The organism is Paenibacillus sp. FSL H7-0350 (assembly GCF_038593195.1).
In the GTDB taxonomy this organism is placed as follows: Bacteria; Bacillota; Bacilli; order Paenibacillales; family Paenibacillaceae; genus Paenibacillus_AQ.
In genome coordinates this window covers 1,358,457-1,376,895 of sequence record NZ_CP151972.1, presented here as the reverse complement: position 1 = coordinate 1,376,895, position 18,439 = coordinate 1,358,457, and the positions used below count along the sequence as shown (strand labels likewise).

The window sequence follows — 18,439 nt, the reverse complement described above, 5'->3', positions numbered from 1 at the left end:
ATTTTTTTGGTAATAATGAGATAAGTCCGTTGTGTAAAGAGTGGGGAAACCCACTCTTTATCTTTGGTATATAGCAAAAGACAAGTTCGTGGAGGTAATCTTCTTTTGAGCACACCCAAATCCAAAATTAAACAAACGGTAGAGCAGCTGCTCGGGTCCTATCTCGAGGACAATGGTTTCGAACTGGTGGACGTTGAATACGTGAAGGAAGGCTCCAACTGGTTTCTGCGCGTATTCGTAGACAAAGAGGGCGGCATCGATATCGATGACTGCGGTACTATCAGCGAATATATCAGCCAGAAGCTGGATGAGAATGATCCGTTCTCTGAAGCGTATTTCCTTGAAGTCTCTTCGCCGGGAGCTGAGCGTCCGCTCAAGAAAGCTGCGGATGTCACCAAGGCGGTAGGCAAGGACGTATATGTAACGGTCTATGAGCCGATTCAAGGAATCAAAGAATTCGAAGGTCGTTTGCTCTCGTTCGAGAACGAGGAACTGCTCATCTCCGCGGGCAAAAAAGAACATGTGGTACCTTACGCCAAGGTCGCCAGTGCGAGGTTGGCCATTATTTTTTAACGTCTTGAAAGGGGGACCGGAATTTCATGAGTATGGAGTTTATTGAAGCTATGAATGAACTGGAAAGGGAGAAAGGCATCAGCAAGGATGTGCTGTTTGAAGCCATCGAAGCGGCGCTGATCTCCAGCTATAAACGCAATTTCAATGCGGCGCAGAATGTGCGTGTGGATATGAACCGTAACACAGGCGTAATCAAGGTGTTTGCCCGCAAGCTGATTGTGGAGGAGGTTCTCGATGCACGGACCGAGATCTCGCTCCTGGCTGCCCGGGAGATCAACCCGCATTTCCAGCTGGAGGATATCGCCGAGCAGGAAGTCACGCCGCGTGATTTCGGCCGCATTGCCGCCCAGACTGCGAAGCAGGTGGTTACCCAGCGTATCCGCGAAGCGGAACGTGGCCTGATCTATAACGCTTTTATCGACAAGGAAGATGATATTGTAACCGGCCTTGTACAGCGTCAGGATATGCGCAACATCTATGTGGATCTTGGCAAAATCGAGGCGGTTCTTCCGCTGAGCGAGCTGATGCCTGGAGAAAAGTTCAAGCAGAGCGAGCGTATCAAAGCTTATATCACTAAGGTGGAGAACACGACCAAAGGGCCGCAGATTATGCTGTCCCGCAGTCATCCAGGTCTCCTGAAGCGTCTGTTCGAGCTGGAGGTGCCGGAGATTTTTGACGGGGTGGTGGAGATTCGTTCCGTTGCCCGCGAAGCTGGCTTCCGCTCCAAGATCGCCGTGTTCTCACGCAATCCCGAAGTGGACCCGGTCGGCTCTTGCGTAGGGCCGAGAGGCACACGTGTACAGACCATTGTGACTGAGCTTCGCGGTGAGAAGATTGATATCGTCAGATATTCCGAGCTGGTGCAGGAGTACGTAGCCAATGCGCTTAGCCCGTCCAAGGTGCTTGAGGTTCAAGTCTTTGAACCTGAGAAAATGGCCCGCGTCATTGTTCCTGACTATCAGCTGTCACTGGCCATCGGCATCAAGGGGCAGAATGCCCGTCTTGCCGCTAAGCTGACCGGCTGGAAGATCGATATCAAGAGCGAGACGCAGGCGGAGCAGGAATACGGCAGACCCAGATCGTCCAATGATGAAATGCATCAGGATTCCGTCTCCATCGATTAATGAATGCTGACTGACGGGAGGTGCTTTGTTATGAAGCAAAGAAAGGTGCCGCTGCGTAAATGCGTTGCCAGCCAGGAGATGATGCCCAAGAAAGAGCTGATTCGCGTGGTGAGAACGCCTGAAGGCGAGGTGCTGATTGACCTGACAGGCAAGAAGTCGGGCCGTGGCGCTTATATCTGCGGTAAACTGGAATACTTTAAGCTAGCACAGAAGACCAAAGCACTTGACCGGGCATTGAAATGTCAGGTCAGTCCTGAAATCTATGCCCAGCTTGCCCGGGATTTTGCATCCGTGGAGGAGCAGTTTTTGGCAGCGAAGGATAGTGAGGACAATGAGTAAGACACTTTCTTATTTAGGGCTTGCGATGAGAGCAGGCAAGATTGTCACCGGCGATGAGGCTGTGCTTAAGGCAGTACGGTCTTCAGAGGCGAAGCTGGTCGTCCTGGCAGGTGACGCTTCAGATAATACCCAGAAGAAGTTCCGCGATAAATGCGGGACCTACGATATTCCACTAGTAATCGCATTTCACCGGGATGAACTCGGTGCAAGTATTGGTAAGGACCAGCGCGTAGTGCTGGCCGTTACGGATAAAGGATTCGCGGAAATGATCTCCAGAACGCTTGGAGATACTGTCGGAGGTGGAGTTATTGACTAAAGAAGATAATAAGGATAAGCTGCGCGTATACGAATATGCAAAGTCTTTGAACATGAGCAGTAAAGAAATTATTACCATTCTGAAGCGTTTGGATGTCCCGGTGAATAATCATATGAGTGTCATGGAGAATGGCTCCGTGAACAAAGTTGAACAGTTCTTCAAGGACATCAAGTCAAACGCTGCAGCCAAGCGGGACACCGGCACCAGCAGCCGTCCGGTAACTACCGGAACGGTAACCGCCGAAGTACGCAGTGCTCAGAATACCAACAAAATTCAATCGGAAAAGCAGGTAGGTATGAACAGTAACCAAAACAACAACCAATCGACGACGTCCCCAAGGCCCCAAAGCGGACAAGATTCCCGCAGAACACAAACATCAGGCTCCGCTCAGAATTCTCGCCCGCAGGGCAGTTCAAGCAGCAGCCGTCCACAAAGCAGTTCGACTGGCAGCCGCCCACAGGGCAGCTCCACTGGCAGCCGCCCACAGGGCAGCTCCACTGGCGGCAGCCGTCCACAAGGCAGCTCCACTGGCGGCAGCCGTCCACAAGGCAGCTCCACTGGCGGCAGCCGCCCACAGGGCAGCTCCACTGGCGGTAGCCGTCCACAAGGCAGCTCTACTGGCGGCAGCCGCCCACAAGGCAGCTCCACTGGCGGCAGCCGTCCGCAAGGACAAGGCGGCGCACCACGTACAGGTGACCGTCCGCAAGGTCAAGGCAATGCAGGCGGAGGTTTCTCACGCAGCGACGGCCCTAAGAAGAACACCACTGGCGGCAGACCTGGCGGCAACAACAGCGGCCAGAAACGTTACGACGACAACAAGGGCGGCAACTATCGCGGCCGTGGCGGCAAGAACAACCGCGGCAGAAACCAGCCGACCGTATATCGTGAGAAGATTGACAACACACCTAAGAAGATCATTGTCCGTGGCAGCATGACCGTGGGTGAAACCGCGAAGCTGCTTCACAAGGATGCTTCGGAAGTGATCAAGAAGCTGATCTCGATGGGGGTTATGGCCACAATCAATCAGGAGCTTGATATCGATACGATTCTGCTGCTGGCCGGCGAATTCGGCGTAGAAGTAGAAGTGAAGATTCCGGTTGATGAAGACAGCTTCGAGACCGTGGAAGAGAACGATTCCGAAGATGATCTGATGACCCGGCCACCGGTTGTAACGATCATGGGTCACGTTGACCATGGTAAAACAACCTTGCTCGATGCCATCCGTTCCACGAATGTATCCGGCGGCGAAGCAGGCGGAATTACGCAGCATATCGGTGCCTATCAGGTTGAGATTAATCATAAGAAAATCACATTCCTTGATACTCCGGGCCATGAAGCTTTCACCGCCATGCGTGCCCGTGGTGCCCAGGTTACAGATATGACGATTATCGTTGTAGCGGCAGATGACGGCGTAATGCCTCAGACTGTAGAAGCGATCAACCATGCCAAGGCAGCCGGACTTCCGATCATTGTGGCAGTTAACAAGATCGACAAGCCGGGCGCAGACCCTGACAAGGTGAAGCAGGAGCTTACAAGCTATGAGCTGGTGCCAGAAGAGTGGGGCGGCGATACAATCTTCGTCAACCTGTCGGCTAAGCAGCGCATTAACCTTGAAGAGCTGCTGGAAATGATCCTGCTCGTTGCCGAAGTAAATGAGTACAAGGCGAACCCGGACAAACGGGCACGCGGTACTGTTATAGAAGCTGAGCTTGACAAGAACCGCGGACCGGTTGCCCGTATTCTCGTGCAGAATGGTACGCTGAAGGTCGGAGACGCATTTGTAGCGGGTAACTGCTTCGGCCGCGTACGTGCCATGGTGAATGACAAGGGACGCAAAATCAAGGAAGCGGGACCTTCCACTCCAGTGGAAATTACCGGTCTGACCGAGGTGCCGCAGGCGGGCGATCCGTTTATGGCCTTCGAAGATGAGCGTAAAGCACGCGCGATCTCTGACAGACGTTCTACAACGCAGCGCCAGTCCGAGCTGAACACGAACACCCGCGTTACGCTGGATGATCTGTTCAAGCACATCAAGGACGGCGAGATCAAGGATCTCAACGTTATCATCAAGGGTGACGTTCAGGGTTCGGTAGAGGCGCTGAAGGGCTCCTTGGCCAAGATCGAAGTCGAAGGCGTACGCGTGAAGATCCTTCACAGCGGTGCCGGCGCGATTACGGAATCCGACATTACCCTGGCAGCAGCCTCCAATGCTATCGTGATCGGTTTCAACGTTCGTCCGGATGCCCAGACGAAAGCGGCGGCCGAGCAAGAGAAGGTGGATGTGCGACTGCATAACATCATCTACAATGTCATTGAAGAGATCGAAAGTGCCATGAAGGGCATGCTTGATCCTATATTTAAAGAAAACGTTATCGGTCATGCCGAAGTGCGCAACGTATTCAAAATCAGCAAAGTGGGCAGTGTCGCAGGTTGTATGGTTACCGACGGCAAAATTGCCCGCAATGCTGAAATGCGCCTGATCCGCAGCGGTATCGTTGTCTTCACAGGCAAAATCGACACCTTGAAGCGTTTCAAAGATGATGCAAAAGAAGTGGCACAGGGTTATGAATGTGGCATAACTTTGGAACGCTATAATGATGTCGTTGAAGGCGACATTATCGAAGCATTCATCATGGAAACGGTAGAGCGCTAAGCGAAGAGGTGAAATAAGATGTCTAAAATCAGAGCGGGACGGGTTGGCGAGCAGATTAAGAAAGAGCTGAGCCAGCTCATCCAAAGCGGACTGAAGGACCCGCGTGTCGGGTTCGTAACTGTAACTGGCGTAGATGTGACGAACGATCTGTCACAGGCCAAGGTATACCTGAGCGTATTCGGGGACGAGGAGCAGAAATCAGACTCACTTAGAGCGATTGAGAAGGCCAATGGCTTTCTCCGCTCGGAGCTTGGTAAAGCGATCCGCCTGCGCCATACGCCTGAGCTGATCTTCAAGATTGACGAATCCGTTGCTTACGGAAGTCACATTGAGAAGCTGCTCGGCGAAATCGGCAAAAACGAATAGGCCACGGAACATAAAGGAGACGGCGAATGCAGAGCTATGAACAAAGTCTCCAGCAGACGCGTAAGTTTCTGCTGGAACACGACGATTATCTTGTAGTGTCGCATGTTCAGCCGGACGGAGATGCAGTCAGCTCCACCCTTGCGGTGGGCTGGCTTCTCTCATGTCTGGGCAAAAAATATCTGATGCTGAATGAAGGCCAGATTCCGCAGCGAATGGAATACTTATGGCATGCCGATCAGATTGTCAATCTGTCTGAGGGTTCGTTGCCCCGCCAGTACAGCCATGTGATATGTGTTGACTGTGCGGATTTCCAGCGTGTAGGGCTGACCCAGCAGCATTTCACCAGTGATGCACTGATCTTGAATATTGACCATCATCCAACGAACAACGGCTACGGCGCGGTGAACCTCATCAAGCCGGATGCGGCAGCGACAGCAGAGATACTGTTCGATCTGCTGAAGACCTTTGAACTCAAGTGGGATATTGATATTGCCACAGCCATTTATACTGGACTGTTAACGGATACCGGCGGTTTCCGTTACAGCAATACTTCTCCTAAAGTGATGGCGGCGGTATCCGAACTGCTGACACTGGGTGTGAATGGACCGGACCTGGCTGAGACCCTGCTGGAAGAGATGACGCTTCCCCAGGTGAAGGTGCTAAACCGTGCACTTAGCACATTACAGCTCAGCTCTGAAGGAGATATAGCCTGGGTGTATGTTACACCTAAGGATATGCTGGACTCTGGAGCGGCCAATGAGGACCTTGAAGGGATTGTCAACTATCCGCGGAATATCCGCGGTGTAGAGGTAGGCATTCTGTTCAAGGTTATTGATGACCATGCGGTGAAGGCCAGTCTTCGTTCAGCAGGTAAGGTGGATGTGGCCGCACTTGCGCAAGCCTTCGGCGGCGGAGGACACACCCGGGCAGCAGGCGCGCGTATTAATGGAACTCTGGAAGAAGCTGTGACACAGGTGCTGGAGGAGGTCAAACGTCATTTATGAGTGAGCTTACAGGAGTTCTGGCTGTATATAAGCCGGCAGGGTTCACTTCACATGATGTTGTGGCCAAGGCGCGGCGCATTCTGGGCATGAAGCGGATTGGACATACCGGGACCCTTGATCCTCAGGTAACCGGAGTATTGCCGCTCTGTCTGGGCCGGGCTACTAGAGTAGTGGAGTATATTCAGGAGCTGCCCAAGGAATATGTCGCCACGCTGCGGCTGGGAATGGCCAGCGATACAGAGGATCTAACCGGGACGATTACGGAATCCGTGGAGGAGGTTCATGTCACAGAAGCCGAAGTGCTGGCTGTGCTGAACTCCTTCCAGGGCGTGATCTCACAGGTGCCGCCGATGTATTCCGCAGTGAAGGTGGACGGCAAGCGTCTGTACGAGCTGGCCCGGGAAGGCAAGACCGTAGAGCGCAAGAGCCGTGAAGTGGAGATTTATGAGATTGAGATGCAGCAGATGGTCTGGAATGGCAACTATCCGGAGATCACTTTCCGGGCGTTATGCTCCAAGGGGACCTATATCCGTACCCTCTGTGTAGATATCGGACGTAAGCTCGGTCTTCCTGGTGTAATGGTGAAGCTGGAGCGGACGATGTCTGCCGGGATCTCTGCCAGTCATTGCCTGACTCTGGAGCAAATTGCGCAGCACAAGGAAGGCGGCACACTGGATGAGCATCTGATTGCTGCTGACGAGGCGATTTCACATTTGCCCAGACATACCGTTGCCGCTGAGAAGAAGAAAGCAGCCCTGCAGGGGCAACGTCTGTCGACCCGGTTTGTAATGCCGGAAGTGAAGCAGGCCGGAGATTTCCGTCTCTATGATCAGCAAGGGGAGTTCCTCGGTATTTATGCTCTGGAGGCTAACGGAGCTATTGCACCTGTCAAGGTGTTTGCCCAGGTCTAAACTTTAATTTATTTGCGAATGTAGGTGAGAAACAGCGTGAGAACCGTAACGTTAAGCTATCCGATGCTGCCTGAGGCGGCAGCACAGTATGCGCAGCCTCAAGTAGTTGCCCTGGGACAGTTCGATGGACTGCACCTCGGGCATGCCAGTGTTATCACATCAGCTGTTGCTCTGGCCCGCGAGGCAGGTGTACCCGCAGCGGTGATGACCTTCTACCCCCATCCCAAGGATGTTATGGGCAAAGGGGATTATGAGGGATACTTGACCCCCTCTAAGGATAAGCAGGAGCTGCTTGCCGGGATGGGTGTTGAGCTTTTATATATAATTGAATTTAATGAAGAGCTCTCCCGGGTAAGTCCGGCGGACTTTGTCTCTGTGATGCTGCTGCCGCTGCAGATTGTAACTGCAGTTGTAGGGTTCGACTTCCGCTTCGGCTACAAAGGTGAGGGAGATGCGGACAGGCTCTCGGAGCTGGGACAAGGTGCGATGAAGGTAGAGACGGTCGCCCCGTTCCTGCTTGAAGGAGAGAAGGTCAGTAGCTCAGGTATCCGCAAGAGCTTGCTGAGCGGGGAACTGGGTAAGGCTAATGCCTGGTTTGGACGTTGTTATCACCTGCGCGGTACCGTAGGGCACGGGGAGAAGCGGGGCCGGACCATCGGCTTTCCGACAGCCAACCTGCAGCTCGAAGACCGCTATGTTATTCCGGCCAAGGGCGTATACGCCGTCAAGGTCTTTTACCGGAATGAGGTCTTGTACGGGGTGATGAATGTCGGCGTGAAGCCAACGTTTCACGAAGGCGTGACCACTCCGAGCTTTGAGGTACACCTGTTTGATTTTGCCTCAGATATCTATGGGCATGAGCTTAAGGTGGAGCTGGTTTCCTATATCCGGTCTGAACGCAAGTTCGGGTCCATCGATGCCTTGATTGCACAGATCGGTGCAGATGCTGAGACAGCCAAAGGGCTGCTGGGATATCATTCCTAATCTTTCCGGACAAGCCGTTTACTTTTGTCTGTGAAGGTGCTATACTGATTAACGTTGCTGGAATGACAGCATCAGAACCTTAGCTTGGTTACTTGTTCTCACCGACGGTGACGAGGCTATTGGCGATTATAATGAAGGAGGTGAACAGGATGGCATTGACTCAAGAACGTAAACACCAATTGATCGACGAGCACAAAACTCACGAATCCGATACTGGATCCCCTGAGGTGCAAGTTGCTATCCTTACGGAGAACATCGTTAATTTGACTGACCACTTGCGTACGCACAAGAAGGATCATCATTCCCGCCGCGGACTGCTGAAGATGGTTGGACAACGTCGTAAACTGCTGGCGTATTTGAAGAACAAAGACATCAGACGTTACAGCGCCCTGATCGAAAAACTGGGATTGCGTCGTTAATTTTCCATAAGCTCAGCCCAAAAGCAGCCTGGTTGTATACCGTATGTCCTTCTTACGAGCGACAGCGGGACAGCCGGGTTGCTTTTTGAAAATTTAGGGTAAACTTTTACAGCTGACAAGTTGATAGCATTCGCAAAAACGGCTATAGCACTTCTGCGGAGGACAAGCCGTTTTTGCTTGTAGAACATACAGGAACGTATTATTACCATTCAAGGAGGGGTTTTATGGAACAACGTGTGGAAATGCAGCTGGGCGGAAGACGCCTTGTGCTGGAAACAGGCCGTCTGGCCAAACAAGCGAACGCAGCCGTGATGGTGCGTTACGGGGATACTTCAGTATTGTGTACGGTTACAGCATCCAGTGAGCCTAAAGATCTGGATTTTTTCCCGCTTACAGTGAATTATGAGGAAAGATTATATGCAGTAGGCAAAATCCCGGGCGGATTCATCAAACGTGAAGGACGTCCGAGCGAGAAAGCAATTCTGTCCAGCCGTCTGACAGACCGTCCAATTCGTCCATTGTTCCCGGAAGGATTCCGCAATGACGTTCAAGTCTTGAACCTGGTAATGAGTGTGGATCAGGACTGTGCGCCTGATATTGCGGCCATGATCGGTACTTCCGCTGCGCTCAGTATCTCTGATGTGCCGTTCAACGGACCCATCGGCGGCGTGGCTGTCGGCCGGATTAACGGGGAATTCATCATCAATCCTGATCAAGCCCAGCAAGCAATCAGCGATATCTATGTGGTTGTGGCCGGTACGAAGGATGCCATCATGATGGTAGAAGCAGAAGCCAATGAAGTGACTGAAGAAGTAATGCTTGAGGCGATCATGTTCGGACATGACGAGGTCCGCAAGATTGTGGCAGTGATTGAACAACTCGTAGCCGTTGCCGGTAAAGAAAAGATGGCTGTGAAGCTGCATGCGGTTAATGCGGATGTGAATACAGAGGTTCGTGCTTTTGCGCAGAGCCGTCTGGTGGAAGCTGTAAGAATTGCCGAGAAGCATGCCCGTCAGGATGCTATTGATCTGGTGAACAACGAAGCGGTGGCGTATTTCGCAGAGAAATACATAGAAACTCCAGAGCTTCTTAAGGATGTTAAGGAAGCCCTGCATGATATCGTGAAGGATGAAGTTAGACGTCTGATCACACATGACAAGGTTCGTCCGGATGGACGGAAGCTGGACGAGATCCGTCCGATCGAATGTGATACAGCTCTTCTGCCGCGCACGCATGGTTCCGGTCTGTTCACACGCGGCCAGACACAGATCCTCAGCGTATGTACACTGGGCGCACTGGGCGATGTGCAGATTCTGGATGGTATTGATCCGGCTGAAACCAAGCGCTTCATGCACCACTACAACTTCCCTCCGTTCAGCGTAGGGGAAGCCCGTCCGCTAAGAGCACCGGGACGCCGCGAGATCGGGCACGGGGCACTCGGCGAACGCGCGTTGTCCAAGGTGATTCCAAGTGAGACTGAATTCCCGTACACTATCCGTTTGGTATCCGAAGCGATTGAATCCAATGGCTCCACCTCCCAGGCAAGTATCTGTGCCAGTATTCTGGCGATGATGGATGCAGGGGTACCTATCAAGGCGCCTGTAGCCGGTGTAGCGATGGGTCTGATCAAGGACGGGGAGCATGTATCCATCTTGACCGATATTCAAGGCATGGAAGATCACCTCGGCGATATGGACTTCAAGGTAGCGGGTACAGCAGAAGGCGTAACGGCGATTCAGATGGATATCAAAATCGACGGCATCGACCGCAAGATTCTGCAGGAGGCGCTTGAGCAGGCACGAGAAGGCCGGATGTTTATTCTGGGCAAAATGAATGAAGCGATCGCAGCTCCAAGAACGAGCCTGTCTAAATATGCTCCGAAGATCATTATCATCAATATCAATCCGGACAAGATCCGTGATGTAATCGGTGCCGGCGGTAAAATCATCAACAAGATCATTGAAGAAACCGGCGTGAAGATTGACATCGAACAGGATGGCCGCGTATTTATCGGTTCTTCTGATGAAGCTATGATCCAGAAGGCCCGTGGCATCATTGAGGGTATTGTAAAGGAAGTTGTGGTCGGTGAGATTTATGTGGGTACGGTTAGACGCATTGAGAAATTCGGCGCTTTTGTTGAATTGATCCCTGGCAAAGACGGCCTTGTGCATATTTCCCAGCTGTCCACAGACCGTGTGGCGAAGGTGGAAGATGTTGTGGCGATTGGCGACACGATCACCGTGAAGGTAACAGAGATCGACCAGCAGGGCCGCGTCAACTTGTCACGCAAAGCTGTACTGACTTCAGAGAGCGGAGCGAAGGCGTAAGAAGCATTACGCTGACGCTTCACCGTTATCCTTACTATAGATAAGAAGAAGAGACAGAAGCAGTACAGTTCTGGCTCTTTTTTTTGGAAAAGTATACGCTGCGTTACCGTCCTGACTGACGGTTATACCTTACCCGCTTGCAGGCGTCATAGATGCAGTATGCATAATTTGCACTCTGCATACATAGGCTGGGACAAAGCGTCCCCGCACGGCTTGACCCTGGTGCGGAGACGAAACAGACCGTTTGTGCCAGGGAGGTATAACGTCATGAAGACGGACAAGGCGGCGCTCGTGCTGGCTTGCATCGCAGTAGTAATTGGAATTGGCAGCACGAACGGACCCGTGAAAGAGATGATTGCCGGGCTTAAGCCTCAGGCGGATGCAGCCGTAATGAGCTATGCTCTGAATCAGACAGAGGATGATCTGCGCGCTCAGATTACCCGCCGGGCCGAGGCGCTGAATGCGCAGCCGGTGAATGCTGTTGTGGACCGGGTATGGAAAGCCATACCGGGGTATAACGGGCTGGAGGTCGATGTGGAGGCAACCTACCGGAGCGCGCTTTTACGGGGACCCGAAGCAGGGCTTAAGCTGATGTACCGCCAGATTAAGCCTAAGGTATCACTGGATGATCTGGGAGCACAGCCGATCTACCGGGGGAATCCGGCGAAGCCGATGGTCTCGCTGATGATTAATGTGGCCTGGGGGAATGAGTATATCCTTCCGATGCTGGACATTCTGGATGCGGAGAAGGTGAAGGTCACTTTTTTTCTGGACGGAAGCTGGTTAAGCCGCAACAAGGAGCTTGCAGCAGAGATGCTGAAGCGCGGGCATGAGGTAGAGAACCATGCGTATACGCATCCTAAGATGAGTATTCTAAGCCGGACGCGTGCCACTGCAGAGATTGAGAAAACGCAGAAGCTGCTGAAGGAAAGCCTGGGTGTGACGAATAAGTGGTTTGCTCCGCCGTCAGGAGACTTTAATCAGCAGACGGTGGAAATCGCCGCCTCACTGGGACTGAAGACGGTATTATGGACGCTGGATACGGTTGATTGGCGCAATCCGTCCCCGGAATCAGTTGTTGCCAAGATCAGCAGGCGGGTAGAGCCGGGAACCCTAATTTTAATGCATCCGACGGCATCCTCCTCGCAAGCGCTGAGAGGGATGATCCGGGGGATCAGAGCCAAGGGCCTGCAGCTGGGAACCGTCAGTCAGACGCTCTCCGCTGAGCGTATCGTGACTGCGGAAGTTGAGTGAACGCCCTATTTCTGATAGGATAAGAGGCGCGAATAACAAATACAGACAGAACAAGGCTGTGCCAGGAGGATTACACATTGGACAAAATATTATTATCAAACGGACTCCGGGTGGTTACCGAGAAGATCCCGACCGGCCGATCCGTATCTTTCGGAATCTGGGTTAAGACGGGCTCCCGCAATGAGAACCCGTTAAACAACGGGATTTCCCATTTCATCGAGCATATGCTCTTTAAGGGGACAGACCGCTATAGCGCCAAGGATATTGCCGAACAGTTCGATGCCATTGGCGGGAACGTCAATGCTTTTACCTCGAAGGAATATACATGCTTTTATGCTAAGGTGCTGGATGAGCATCTGCCGATTGCTGTGGATGTGCTGGCAGATATGTTCTTCCGTTCACGGATGGATGCCGAGGAACTGGCCAAGGAGAAGAATGTCATCCTGGAGGAAATCGCCATGTGCGAGGACACACCGGATGATCTTGTCCATGAGCTGATGTGTGCTGCCGCTTACGGCGAGCACCCGCTGGCCTATACGATCCTCGGGCTGAAGGACCGCTTGCTGGAGATGACGCCGGATGATCTGCGTGCTTACATGAAGGAGCAGTACACCATCGAGAACACAGTGATCAGCGTAGCCGGTAATATTAACGACGGGCTGATCCCGCTGCTGGAGCAGCATTTCGGTTCCTTCACGAATCATGGTGAAGCGCCGGAACTGACTGAGCCTGCATATCAGGGGGAGCTGGTATTCCACAAAAAGAAGACCGAGCAGAATCACATCTGCATCTCCCTGCCGGGTGTCCGCAGCGGCGGGCCGCTGCAATATCCGATGGCGCTCCTTAACAATGCGTTCGGCGGCGGCATGAGCTCCCGGCTGTTCCAGGAGATCCGTGAGAAGCGTGGTCTGGCCTATTCGGTCTTCTCGTACCACAGTGCCCAGGCTGACAGCGGCTTGTTCACGGTCTATGCCGGGACAGCGCCGAAGCAGACCAAGGAAGTAACGGAGCTGATCAAAGAGATGTTGCGTGATCTGGCTGTGAACGGTTTGAGCGAGGACGAACTGCGTAAAGGCAAGGAGCAGCTCAAGGGGAGCCTGATTCTCAGCCTGGAGAGCACGGGCAGCCGGATGAACCGGATGGGCAAAAATGAGCTGATGCTCGGCCGTCAGGATACGCTGGATGAAATGATAGCCAAAATCGGAGCTGTAACCATGGAGGATATCGATGCTCTGCTGGACTTTATGTTCGCACAGCCGTTGTCCCTGGCAATGGTTGGTTCCACAGATAAAGCGATAGCCAATGTTAGGAGAGATGATCTTGCCTCATTACGTACAAATTAACAAACTGCCAGGGAATGAGGATGTTCTGCTGCCCTGCAAAATGTCCGAGCAGGCCTCGGGGTATGACCTGTATGCCGCTGTAGGAGAGCCTGTAGTGCTTGCTCCGGGCGAGCGGACACTGATCCCCACTGGCATATCACTGGCGATGCCAGGCGGGCTGGAGGCGCAGATCCGTCCGCGCAGCGGGCTGGCCCTCAAGCATGGCATCACCTGCCTGAACACACCGGGTACCATCGATGCGGATTACCGGGGCGAAATTAAGGTGCTGCTGATCAATCTGGGACAGGAGCCGTTTGCGATTGCCCGCAACGAGCGGATCGCCCAGATGGTATTCCAGGCTGTGCCGGAAGTGACTCTGGCGGAAGTGGATGAGTTGTCCGACACGGCGCGCGGAGCCGGCGGCTTCGGGCATACTGGCAAATAAGCCCTCCTTAACTTATAGCTGTACTAATAAGCTTGCGGAAATGCACCTTCGGGTGCAGCCGCAGGCTTTTTTTAAATTTATATGTTTTGGGGTCCCCGCAAAGTACCTGAGTCATCTTCGAAGCTAAAGCCCCACTTTGTGGGGTTATTTTGTTAGCTTAGTTAAGCTATAGGTATTGCCAGGAATTAGAATTCTTCTCCGCTCTTCACCCATCGGCGGCTTCCGGCATAAGATGCTCTATAGTCGAATGTGGTTGTGGAAAGGAGCGTCATCCCTATGCTTACTGGCATCAGGATCGTGTTCCTGGGCGGGGACGCGAGACAAATTGAAGTGATTCGGAAATGTGTGGAATTGGATGCGGCCGTAAGCGTTGCCGGATTCGATACATGGGATGCCCCATGCCCGGGGGTAAGCCTGGAACTGCTGTCGACTGAGCTGCTTGGTCAAGCGGATGTGCTGGTGCTGCCGGCGGTCGGCTGCGATGAGGAGGGGTACATTAACGCGTTATATTCTTCGGAACGCCTCCAGCTGAAGGAGGAGCATATTGCGGCTCTGCCGTCCCGGGCAATCGTATACACCGGCATGGCTAAAAACTATTTGCGCGGCCTTTGTGCCGTTCATTCCCTGAAGCTGGTGGAACTGCTGAACAGGGACGATGTGGCGATCTATAACTCTATTCCGACAGCGGAGGGAGCTTTGGTGATGGCCATACAGAACACGGACTTTACCATACACGGCTCCACATCGATGGTGCTGGGAATGGGCCGGACCGGGTTCACCATGGCCAGAACGCTCCAGGGAATGGGAGCAACGGTCAAAGTAGGCGTCAGGAAGCAGGAGCACTTTGCAAGAGCGGCGGAAATGGGCTGGAAGCCTTTTATGACAGAGGATTTGCTGCTGCATGCACCAGAGGCGGATCTGATCTTCAACACCATACCCGCTATGATTATCAACGCTCAGGTCCTGTCCCGGCTTCAGCCGCACTGCGTGATCATTGATTTGGCGTCCGCACCGGGCGGATGCGACTTCCGTTATGCCGAGAAGCGCGGGATCAAGGCGATGCTGGCACCGGGCCTGCCCGGGATTGTTGCCCCCAAGAGCGCCGGAATCATTATGGCAGGTGCACTGGTACAGTCGATATCGGACGAGACTTTAATCAGGGGGGATGAATGAATGGATTGGCACGGAAAAACAGTAGGTTATGCCATTACCGGCTCACACTGCACCTTCGCTGAGGTGATGCCGCAGATTCAGCGGTTCATGGACTCAGGAGCGAATGTGGTGCCGATTGTGTCTGCTTCGGTACTGAATACGGACACCCGCTTTGGAACCTCGGAAAATTGGTTAAAACAGTTGAAAGATATAACAGGGAATGATATCATTTCTACAATTGTTGAAGCGGAGCCGCTGGGTCCTTCCAAGCTGCTGGATGTGCTGACGATTGCTCCCTGCACAGGGAACACAACAAGCAAGCTGGCGAATGCGATGACGGACAGTCCGGTGCTGATGGCAGCCAAATCACAGATGCGCAACGGGCGTCCGCTGGTGCTGGCGATCTCGACGAATGACGGACTCGGACTTAACGCGGCGAATATTGCGAAGCTACTGGTAGCCAAACATATTTATTTCGTCCCGTTCGGACAGGATAACCCGGAGGGGAAGCCGAATTCGCTGGTGGCGCAGATGGATCTCATTCCTGAGGCCTGCTACGCCGCCCTGCAGGGCAACCAGTTGCAGCCTATGCTGGTACAACGATTTCATTCTGCATAGCTTATATAATCAGCACAGGATTGGCCCGGAAGAGCGAATTTTAGCTGACGGACCCATAAGCTTCATTTCTGCCGTCCTCATCCCGGGGGCGGCACAAACAATTTTACGCTATAATAAGAGTCAGGTTATCGCGGCTACGAACACTTCTGCCTCGCGGGGTGATTTATTTCACGTAGGGTTCAGTAGTTCTGCTGAGAGAAGTAATGGAGGAATTATACATGGGTATTTTGGTGCAAAAATTCGGCGGAACCTCACTCTCCACAACAGTGGCCAGAGAACACGTAATCCGTCATGTCAAACGGGAGCTGGCCAGCGGGTTCAGCCTGGTGGTTGTAGTCTCGGCTATGGGCCGCAAGGGGGAACCCTATGCTACAGATACACTGCTTGATCTGGCGGTTCAGAGCGGGAATTCACTGCCGGACCGGGAACGGGATCTGCTGATGTGCTGCGGGGAGATCATCTCGGCGGCCAATCTGTGCGGTCTGCTAGAGCAGGAGGGCATTCGGTCGACGGTGCTGACAGGGGCGCAAGCCGGATTCCTGACCGACAACAGCTATGGCAATGCCAGAATCCTGGATGTGCGGACAGAACGCATTCTACGGGAACTGCGTGAGCATAAAGTAGTAATAGTAACCGGTTTCCAGGGCCAGACTGAAGCGGGTGATTTCACCACGCTGGGCCGCGGAGGAAGCGACACCTCAGCTACAGCCCTTGGGGCCGCGCTGCGTGCGGATATGGTAGATATCTATACGGATGTGGACGGAATTCTCACCGCTGATCCGCGGATTGTGGAAGATGCAAGGCAGCTTACTTATGTCAGCTACACCGAGATTTGTAACATGGCGTATCAGGGAGCCAAGGTCATTCATCCGCGGGCTGTGGAGATTGCCATGCAGGCCCAGATTCCGGTGCGTGTACGCTCGACCTTCTCCGAAGCGGAAGGGACGCTTGTGACCCATCCAGAGGGCTTCAGCGATGTATCCCATGGAGTCGTGGACCGGTTCGTCACTGGTGTTGCCTATGTCAGTAATATTACGCAGATCTCGGTGGAATGTCCGGAGGGTAACGGCACCGGCGTGCAACTGCAGATTTTCAAGAGTATGGCCGATAACGGAATCAGCGTGGACTTTATCAATGTGACACCGACCGAGGCCGTATATACAGTGTTCGATGACAAGTCGGAGCAGGCGATTGCCGCGCTTCAAGAGCTGGGCCTGCGTCCCAAGAGCTTGTCCGGCTGTGCCAAGGTCTCCGTCATCGGCGGAGGCATCAACGGCGTTCCGGGAATCATGGCGCATATCGTCGAGGCGCTCAGCTCGCAGAACATCCAGATTCTGCAGTCTGCCGATTCCAACACAACCATCTGGGTTCTCGTGAAAAAAGAAGATATGGTGCAGTCGGTTCGCGCCCTGCATGCCAAGTTTGAATTGCACCGCTGACAAGGAGGAATTCAAAGTGGATTTCGGAAGACTGATCACCGCAATGGTAACCCCGTTTGACGGGGAAGGAGAAATCAACTGGGAAGCAACTTCAAGGCTGGTCGATGTTCTGATCGAGGAACAAAAGTCTGCTGCGCTCGTAGTCTGCGGAACCACCGGCGAATCGCCGACCTTAACCGATAAGGAGAAGCTGAAGCTGTTCTCCTTCGTGAAGCAGCAGGCAGGCGGACGCTGTAAAATTATTGCCGGTACCGGCAGCAACAGCACCAGACATTCCATAGAGCTCACTAAGGAAGCCGAGAAAATCGGCGTGGACGGTGTGCTTCTGGTCGTCCCTTATTACAATAAACCGAATCAGGAAGGGCTCTATCAGCATTTCTCTACAATTGCTGCCGCGACTTCGCTGCCCTGCATCTTGTACAATGTGCCGGGACGAACGACAGTAAGCATGAGTGTAGCTACCACCCTGCGTCTGGCGGGGATTCCTAATATTGTGGCCACGAAGGAATGTGCTTCGGTAGACCAGATTACTTGGATTGCCTCAGCTTGTCCTGAAGACTTCCATGTCTACACCGGAGATGATTCCGCCGGCCTCGCGACGCTTGCTGTGGGGGGCCACGGTATCATCAGTGTGGCCAGCCATGTTGTGGGAGCGCAGATGTCGGAGATGATCGAGGCCTTCAACTCCGGCGATGTCCGCCGTGCAGGCGAGCTTCACCGGCAGCTGTTTCCGGTCTTCAAGGGGCTGTTCGAGTGTCCTCAGCCGCTGCCCAATCCCTCGGCAGTGAAGTATGCACTGGGGCTGCGCGGGATGGATGTCGGCTCGGTCCGTCTGCCGCTGGTTTCACCGACGGAAGAAGAGGGGGCTTTCATTGCGGCCTTACTAAGACAAGATAGTCCAGGCATGGATAAGTGAATTAGGTGAAGATAGTTACAAAGGCAACCGGTCGCTCTCATGGAGCGGCCGGTTTTTTGATAATAAGGACTTCATGCACCGCAGCTCATTTGGTATTTATTTCTCCTGCATTAACTCTATGTTAAAAAAGTCAGGTATTGCAGCGATTTTTGCTTGTCTTTTCCTCAAATATTGGCTGTTTGTTAAGGAAAGAATAGGACCAGGTACAGGGTGACTTGTCTTTTGCCAAAAAAATCATGTATAATGAACTTAAGTGACTTGGTGCGGTTAATTGAAT

General features: G+C 53.1%; 17 protein-coding genes and 1 pseudogene. All 18 read left to right on the top strand.

The genetic code is table 11. The features are described 5' to 3' along the window. Positions 1 to 105 precede the first annotated feature (105 nt). The 18 genes and pseudogenes from rimP (at position 106) to dapA (ending at position 18,162) form a co-directional block, all read left to right on the top strand. The gene (gene rimP / locus NYE24_RS06360; protein ID WP_342478312.1) at positions 106 to 573 is read left to right on the top strand and encodes a ribosome maturation factor RimP; all 468 of its coding nucleotides are present in this window, start codon (positions 106 to 108) and stop codon (positions 571 to 573) included. 26 nt (positions 574 to 599) lie between these two features. Next, positions 600 to 1,697, top strand: a complete 1,098-nt coding sequence (gene nusA / locus NYE24_RS06355; RefSeq protein WP_036692613.1) for a transcription termination factor NusA — start codon at positions 600 to 602, stop codon at positions 1,695 to 1,697. 30 nt (positions 1,698 to 1,727) lie between these two features. Beyond that, complete coding sequence (locus NYE24_RS06350; RefSeq protein ID WP_036692616.1) at positions 1,728 to 2,036, top strand: YlxR family protein; 309 nt, start codon at positions 1,728 to 1,730, stop codon at positions 2,034 to 2,036. After that, positions 2,029 to 2,347, top strand: a pseudogene (locus NYE24_RS06345) (YlxQ family RNA-binding protein); the annotation flags it as partial. The gene NYE24_RS06350 and the pseudogene NYE24_RS06345, both read left to right, overlap by 8 nt. Then, a complete protein-coding gene (infB, locus tag NYE24_RS06340; protein ID WP_342479208.1) occupies positions 2,345 to 5,005 on the top strand; it encodes a translation initiation factor IF-2 in 2,661 nt (886 codons plus the stop codon). The pseudogene NYE24_RS06345 and the gene infB, both read left to right, overlap by 3 nt. Before the next feature lie 18 nt (positions 5,006 to 5,023). Then, entirely contained in the window at positions 5,024 to 5,371 is a 348-nt protein-coding gene (gene rbfA / locus NYE24_RS06335) for a 30S ribosome-binding factor RbfA (RefSeq protein WP_036692621.1), read from the top strand. A 26-nt stretch (positions 5,372 to 5,397) separates the two neighbouring features. Further along, positions 5,398 to 6,375, top strand: coding sequence for a bifunctional oligoribonuclease/PAP phosphatase NrnA (locus NYE24_RS06330; protein WP_036692623.1), 978 nt, complete (start codon positions 5,398 to 5,400; stop codon positions 6,373 to 6,375). Next, positions 6,372 to 7,286 carry a tRNA pseudouridine(55) synthase TruB gene (truB, locus tag NYE24_RS06325; RefSeq protein WP_342478311.1) on the top strand — a complete coding sequence of 305 codons (915 nt, stop codon included), beginning with the start codon at positions 6,372 to 6,374 and terminating at the stop codon, positions 7,284 to 7,286. Before NYE24_RS06330 ends, truB begins: the two co-directional genes overlap by 4 nt. 36 nt (positions 7,287 to 7,322) lie before the next feature. Continuing rightward, on the top strand, positions 7,323 to 8,270 hold the full coding sequence (locus tag NYE24_RS06320; protein WP_036692627.1) for a bifunctional riboflavin kinase/FAD synthetase: 948 nt from the start codon (positions 7,323 to 7,325) through the stop codon (positions 8,268 to 8,270). A 149-nt stretch (positions 8,271 to 8,419) separates the two neighbouring features. Next, positions 8,420 to 8,689 carry a 30S ribosomal protein S15 gene (gene rpsO / locus NYE24_RS06315; RefSeq protein ID WP_019910460.1) on the top strand — a complete coding sequence of 90 codons (270 nt, stop codon included), beginning with the start codon at positions 8,420 to 8,422 and terminating at the stop codon, positions 8,687 to 8,689. A gap of 224 nt (positions 8,690 to 8,913) precedes the next feature. Beyond that, the gene (gene pnp / locus NYE24_RS06310) at positions 8,914 to 11,016 is read left to right on the top strand and encodes a polyribonucleotide nucleotidyltransferase (protein WP_341025627.1); all 2,103 of its coding nucleotides are present in this window, start codon (positions 8,914 to 8,916) and stop codon (positions 11,014 to 11,016) included. 267 nt (positions 11,017 to 11,283) lie between these two features. Continuing rightward, complete coding sequence (locus NYE24_RS06305) at positions 11,284 to 12,270, top strand: polysaccharide deacetylase family protein (RefSeq protein ID WP_036692631.1); 987 nt, start codon at positions 11,284 to 11,286, stop codon at positions 12,268 to 12,270. Positions 12,271 to 12,347: 77 nt separating this feature from the next. Further along, complete coding sequence (locus NYE24_RS06300; protein ID WP_076158328.1) at positions 12,348 to 13,613, top strand: pitrilysin family protein; 1,266 nt, start codon at positions 12,348 to 12,350, stop codon at positions 13,611 to 13,613. Beyond that, a complete protein-coding gene (gene dut, locus NYE24_RS06295; RefSeq protein ID WP_179090466.1) occupies positions 13,591 to 14,037 on the top strand; it encodes a dUTP diphosphatase in 447 nt (148 codons plus the stop codon). The genes NYE24_RS06300 and dut overlap by 23 nt, the downstream gene beginning before the upstream one ends. A 276-nt stretch (positions 14,038 to 14,313) precedes the next feature. Further along, on the top strand, positions 14,314 to 15,210 hold the full coding sequence (dpsA, locus tag NYE24_RS06290; protein WP_076158330.1) for a dipicolinate synthase subunit DpsA: 897 nt from the start codon (positions 14,314 to 14,316) through the stop codon (positions 15,208 to 15,210). Beyond that, on the top strand, positions 15,211 to 15,807 hold the full coding sequence (locus tag NYE24_RS06285; RefSeq protein ID WP_036692637.1) for a dipicolinate synthase subunit B: 597 nt from the start codon (positions 15,211 to 15,213) through the stop codon (positions 15,805 to 15,807). 218 nt (positions 15,808 to 16,025) lie between these two features. Then, positions 16,026 to 17,246, top strand: a complete 1,221-nt coding sequence (gene dapG, locus NYE24_RS06280; protein ID WP_342478310.1) for an aspartate kinase — start codon at positions 16,026 to 16,028, stop codon at positions 17,244 to 17,246. A 16-nt stretch (positions 17,247 to 17,262) separates the two neighbouring features. Beyond that, positions 17,263 to 18,162 (top strand): 4-hydroxy-tetrahydrodipicolinate synthase, encoded by a 900-nt coding sequence (gene dapA / locus NYE24_RS06275; protein ID WP_342478309.1) that lies wholly within the window; start codon positions 17,263 to 17,265, stop codon positions 18,160 to 18,162. Positions 18,163 to 18,439: the final 277 nt, after the last annotated feature.

What these genes read in the sequence shown, in the direction of transcription:
- rpsO (WP_019910460.1), top strand. Translation starts at nt 8,420, where the DNA reads ATGGCATTGACTCAAGAACGTAAACACCAATTGATCGACGAGCACAAA.
- rbfA (WP_036692621.1), top strand. Translation starts at nt 5,024, where the DNA reads ATGTCTAAAATCAGAGCGGGACGGGTTGGCGAGCAGATTAAGAAAGAG.
- NYE24_RS06330 (WP_036692623.1), top strand. Translation starts at nt 5,398, where the DNA reads ATGCAGAGCTATGAACAAAGTCTCCAGCAGACGCGTAAGTTTCTGCTG.
- nusA (WP_036692613.1), top strand. Translation starts at nt 600, where the DNA reads ATGAGTATGGAGTTTATTGAAGCTATGAATGAACTGGAAAGGGAGAAA.
- pnp (WP_341025627.1), top strand. Translation starts at nt 8,914, where the DNA reads ATGGAACAACGTGTGGAAATGCAGCTGGGCGGAAGACGCCTTGTGCTG.
- truB (WP_342478311.1), top strand. Translation starts at nt 6,372, where the DNA reads ATGAGTGAGCTTACAGGAGTTCTGGCTGTATATAAGCCGGCAGGGTTC.
- NYE24_RS06350 (WP_036692616.1), top strand. Translation starts at nt 1,728, where the DNA reads ATGAAGCAAAGAAAGGTGCCGCTGCGTAAATGCGTTGCCAGCCAGGAG.
- NYE24_RS06285 (WP_036692637.1), top strand. Translation starts at nt 15,211, where the DNA reads ATGGATTGGCACGGAAAAACAGTAGGTTATGCCATTACCGGCTCACAC.
- dpsA (WP_076158330.1), top strand. Translation starts at nt 14,314, where the DNA reads ATGCTTACTGGCATCAGGATCGTGTTCCTGGGCGGGGACGCGAGACAA.
- NYE24_RS06305 (WP_036692631.1), top strand. Translation starts at nt 11,284, where the DNA reads ATGAAGACGGACAAGGCGGCGCTCGTGCTGGCTTGCATCGCAGTAGTA.
- dapG (WP_342478310.1), top strand. Translation starts at nt 16,026, where the DNA reads ATGGGTATTTTGGTGCAAAAATTCGGCGGAACCTCACTCTCCACAACA.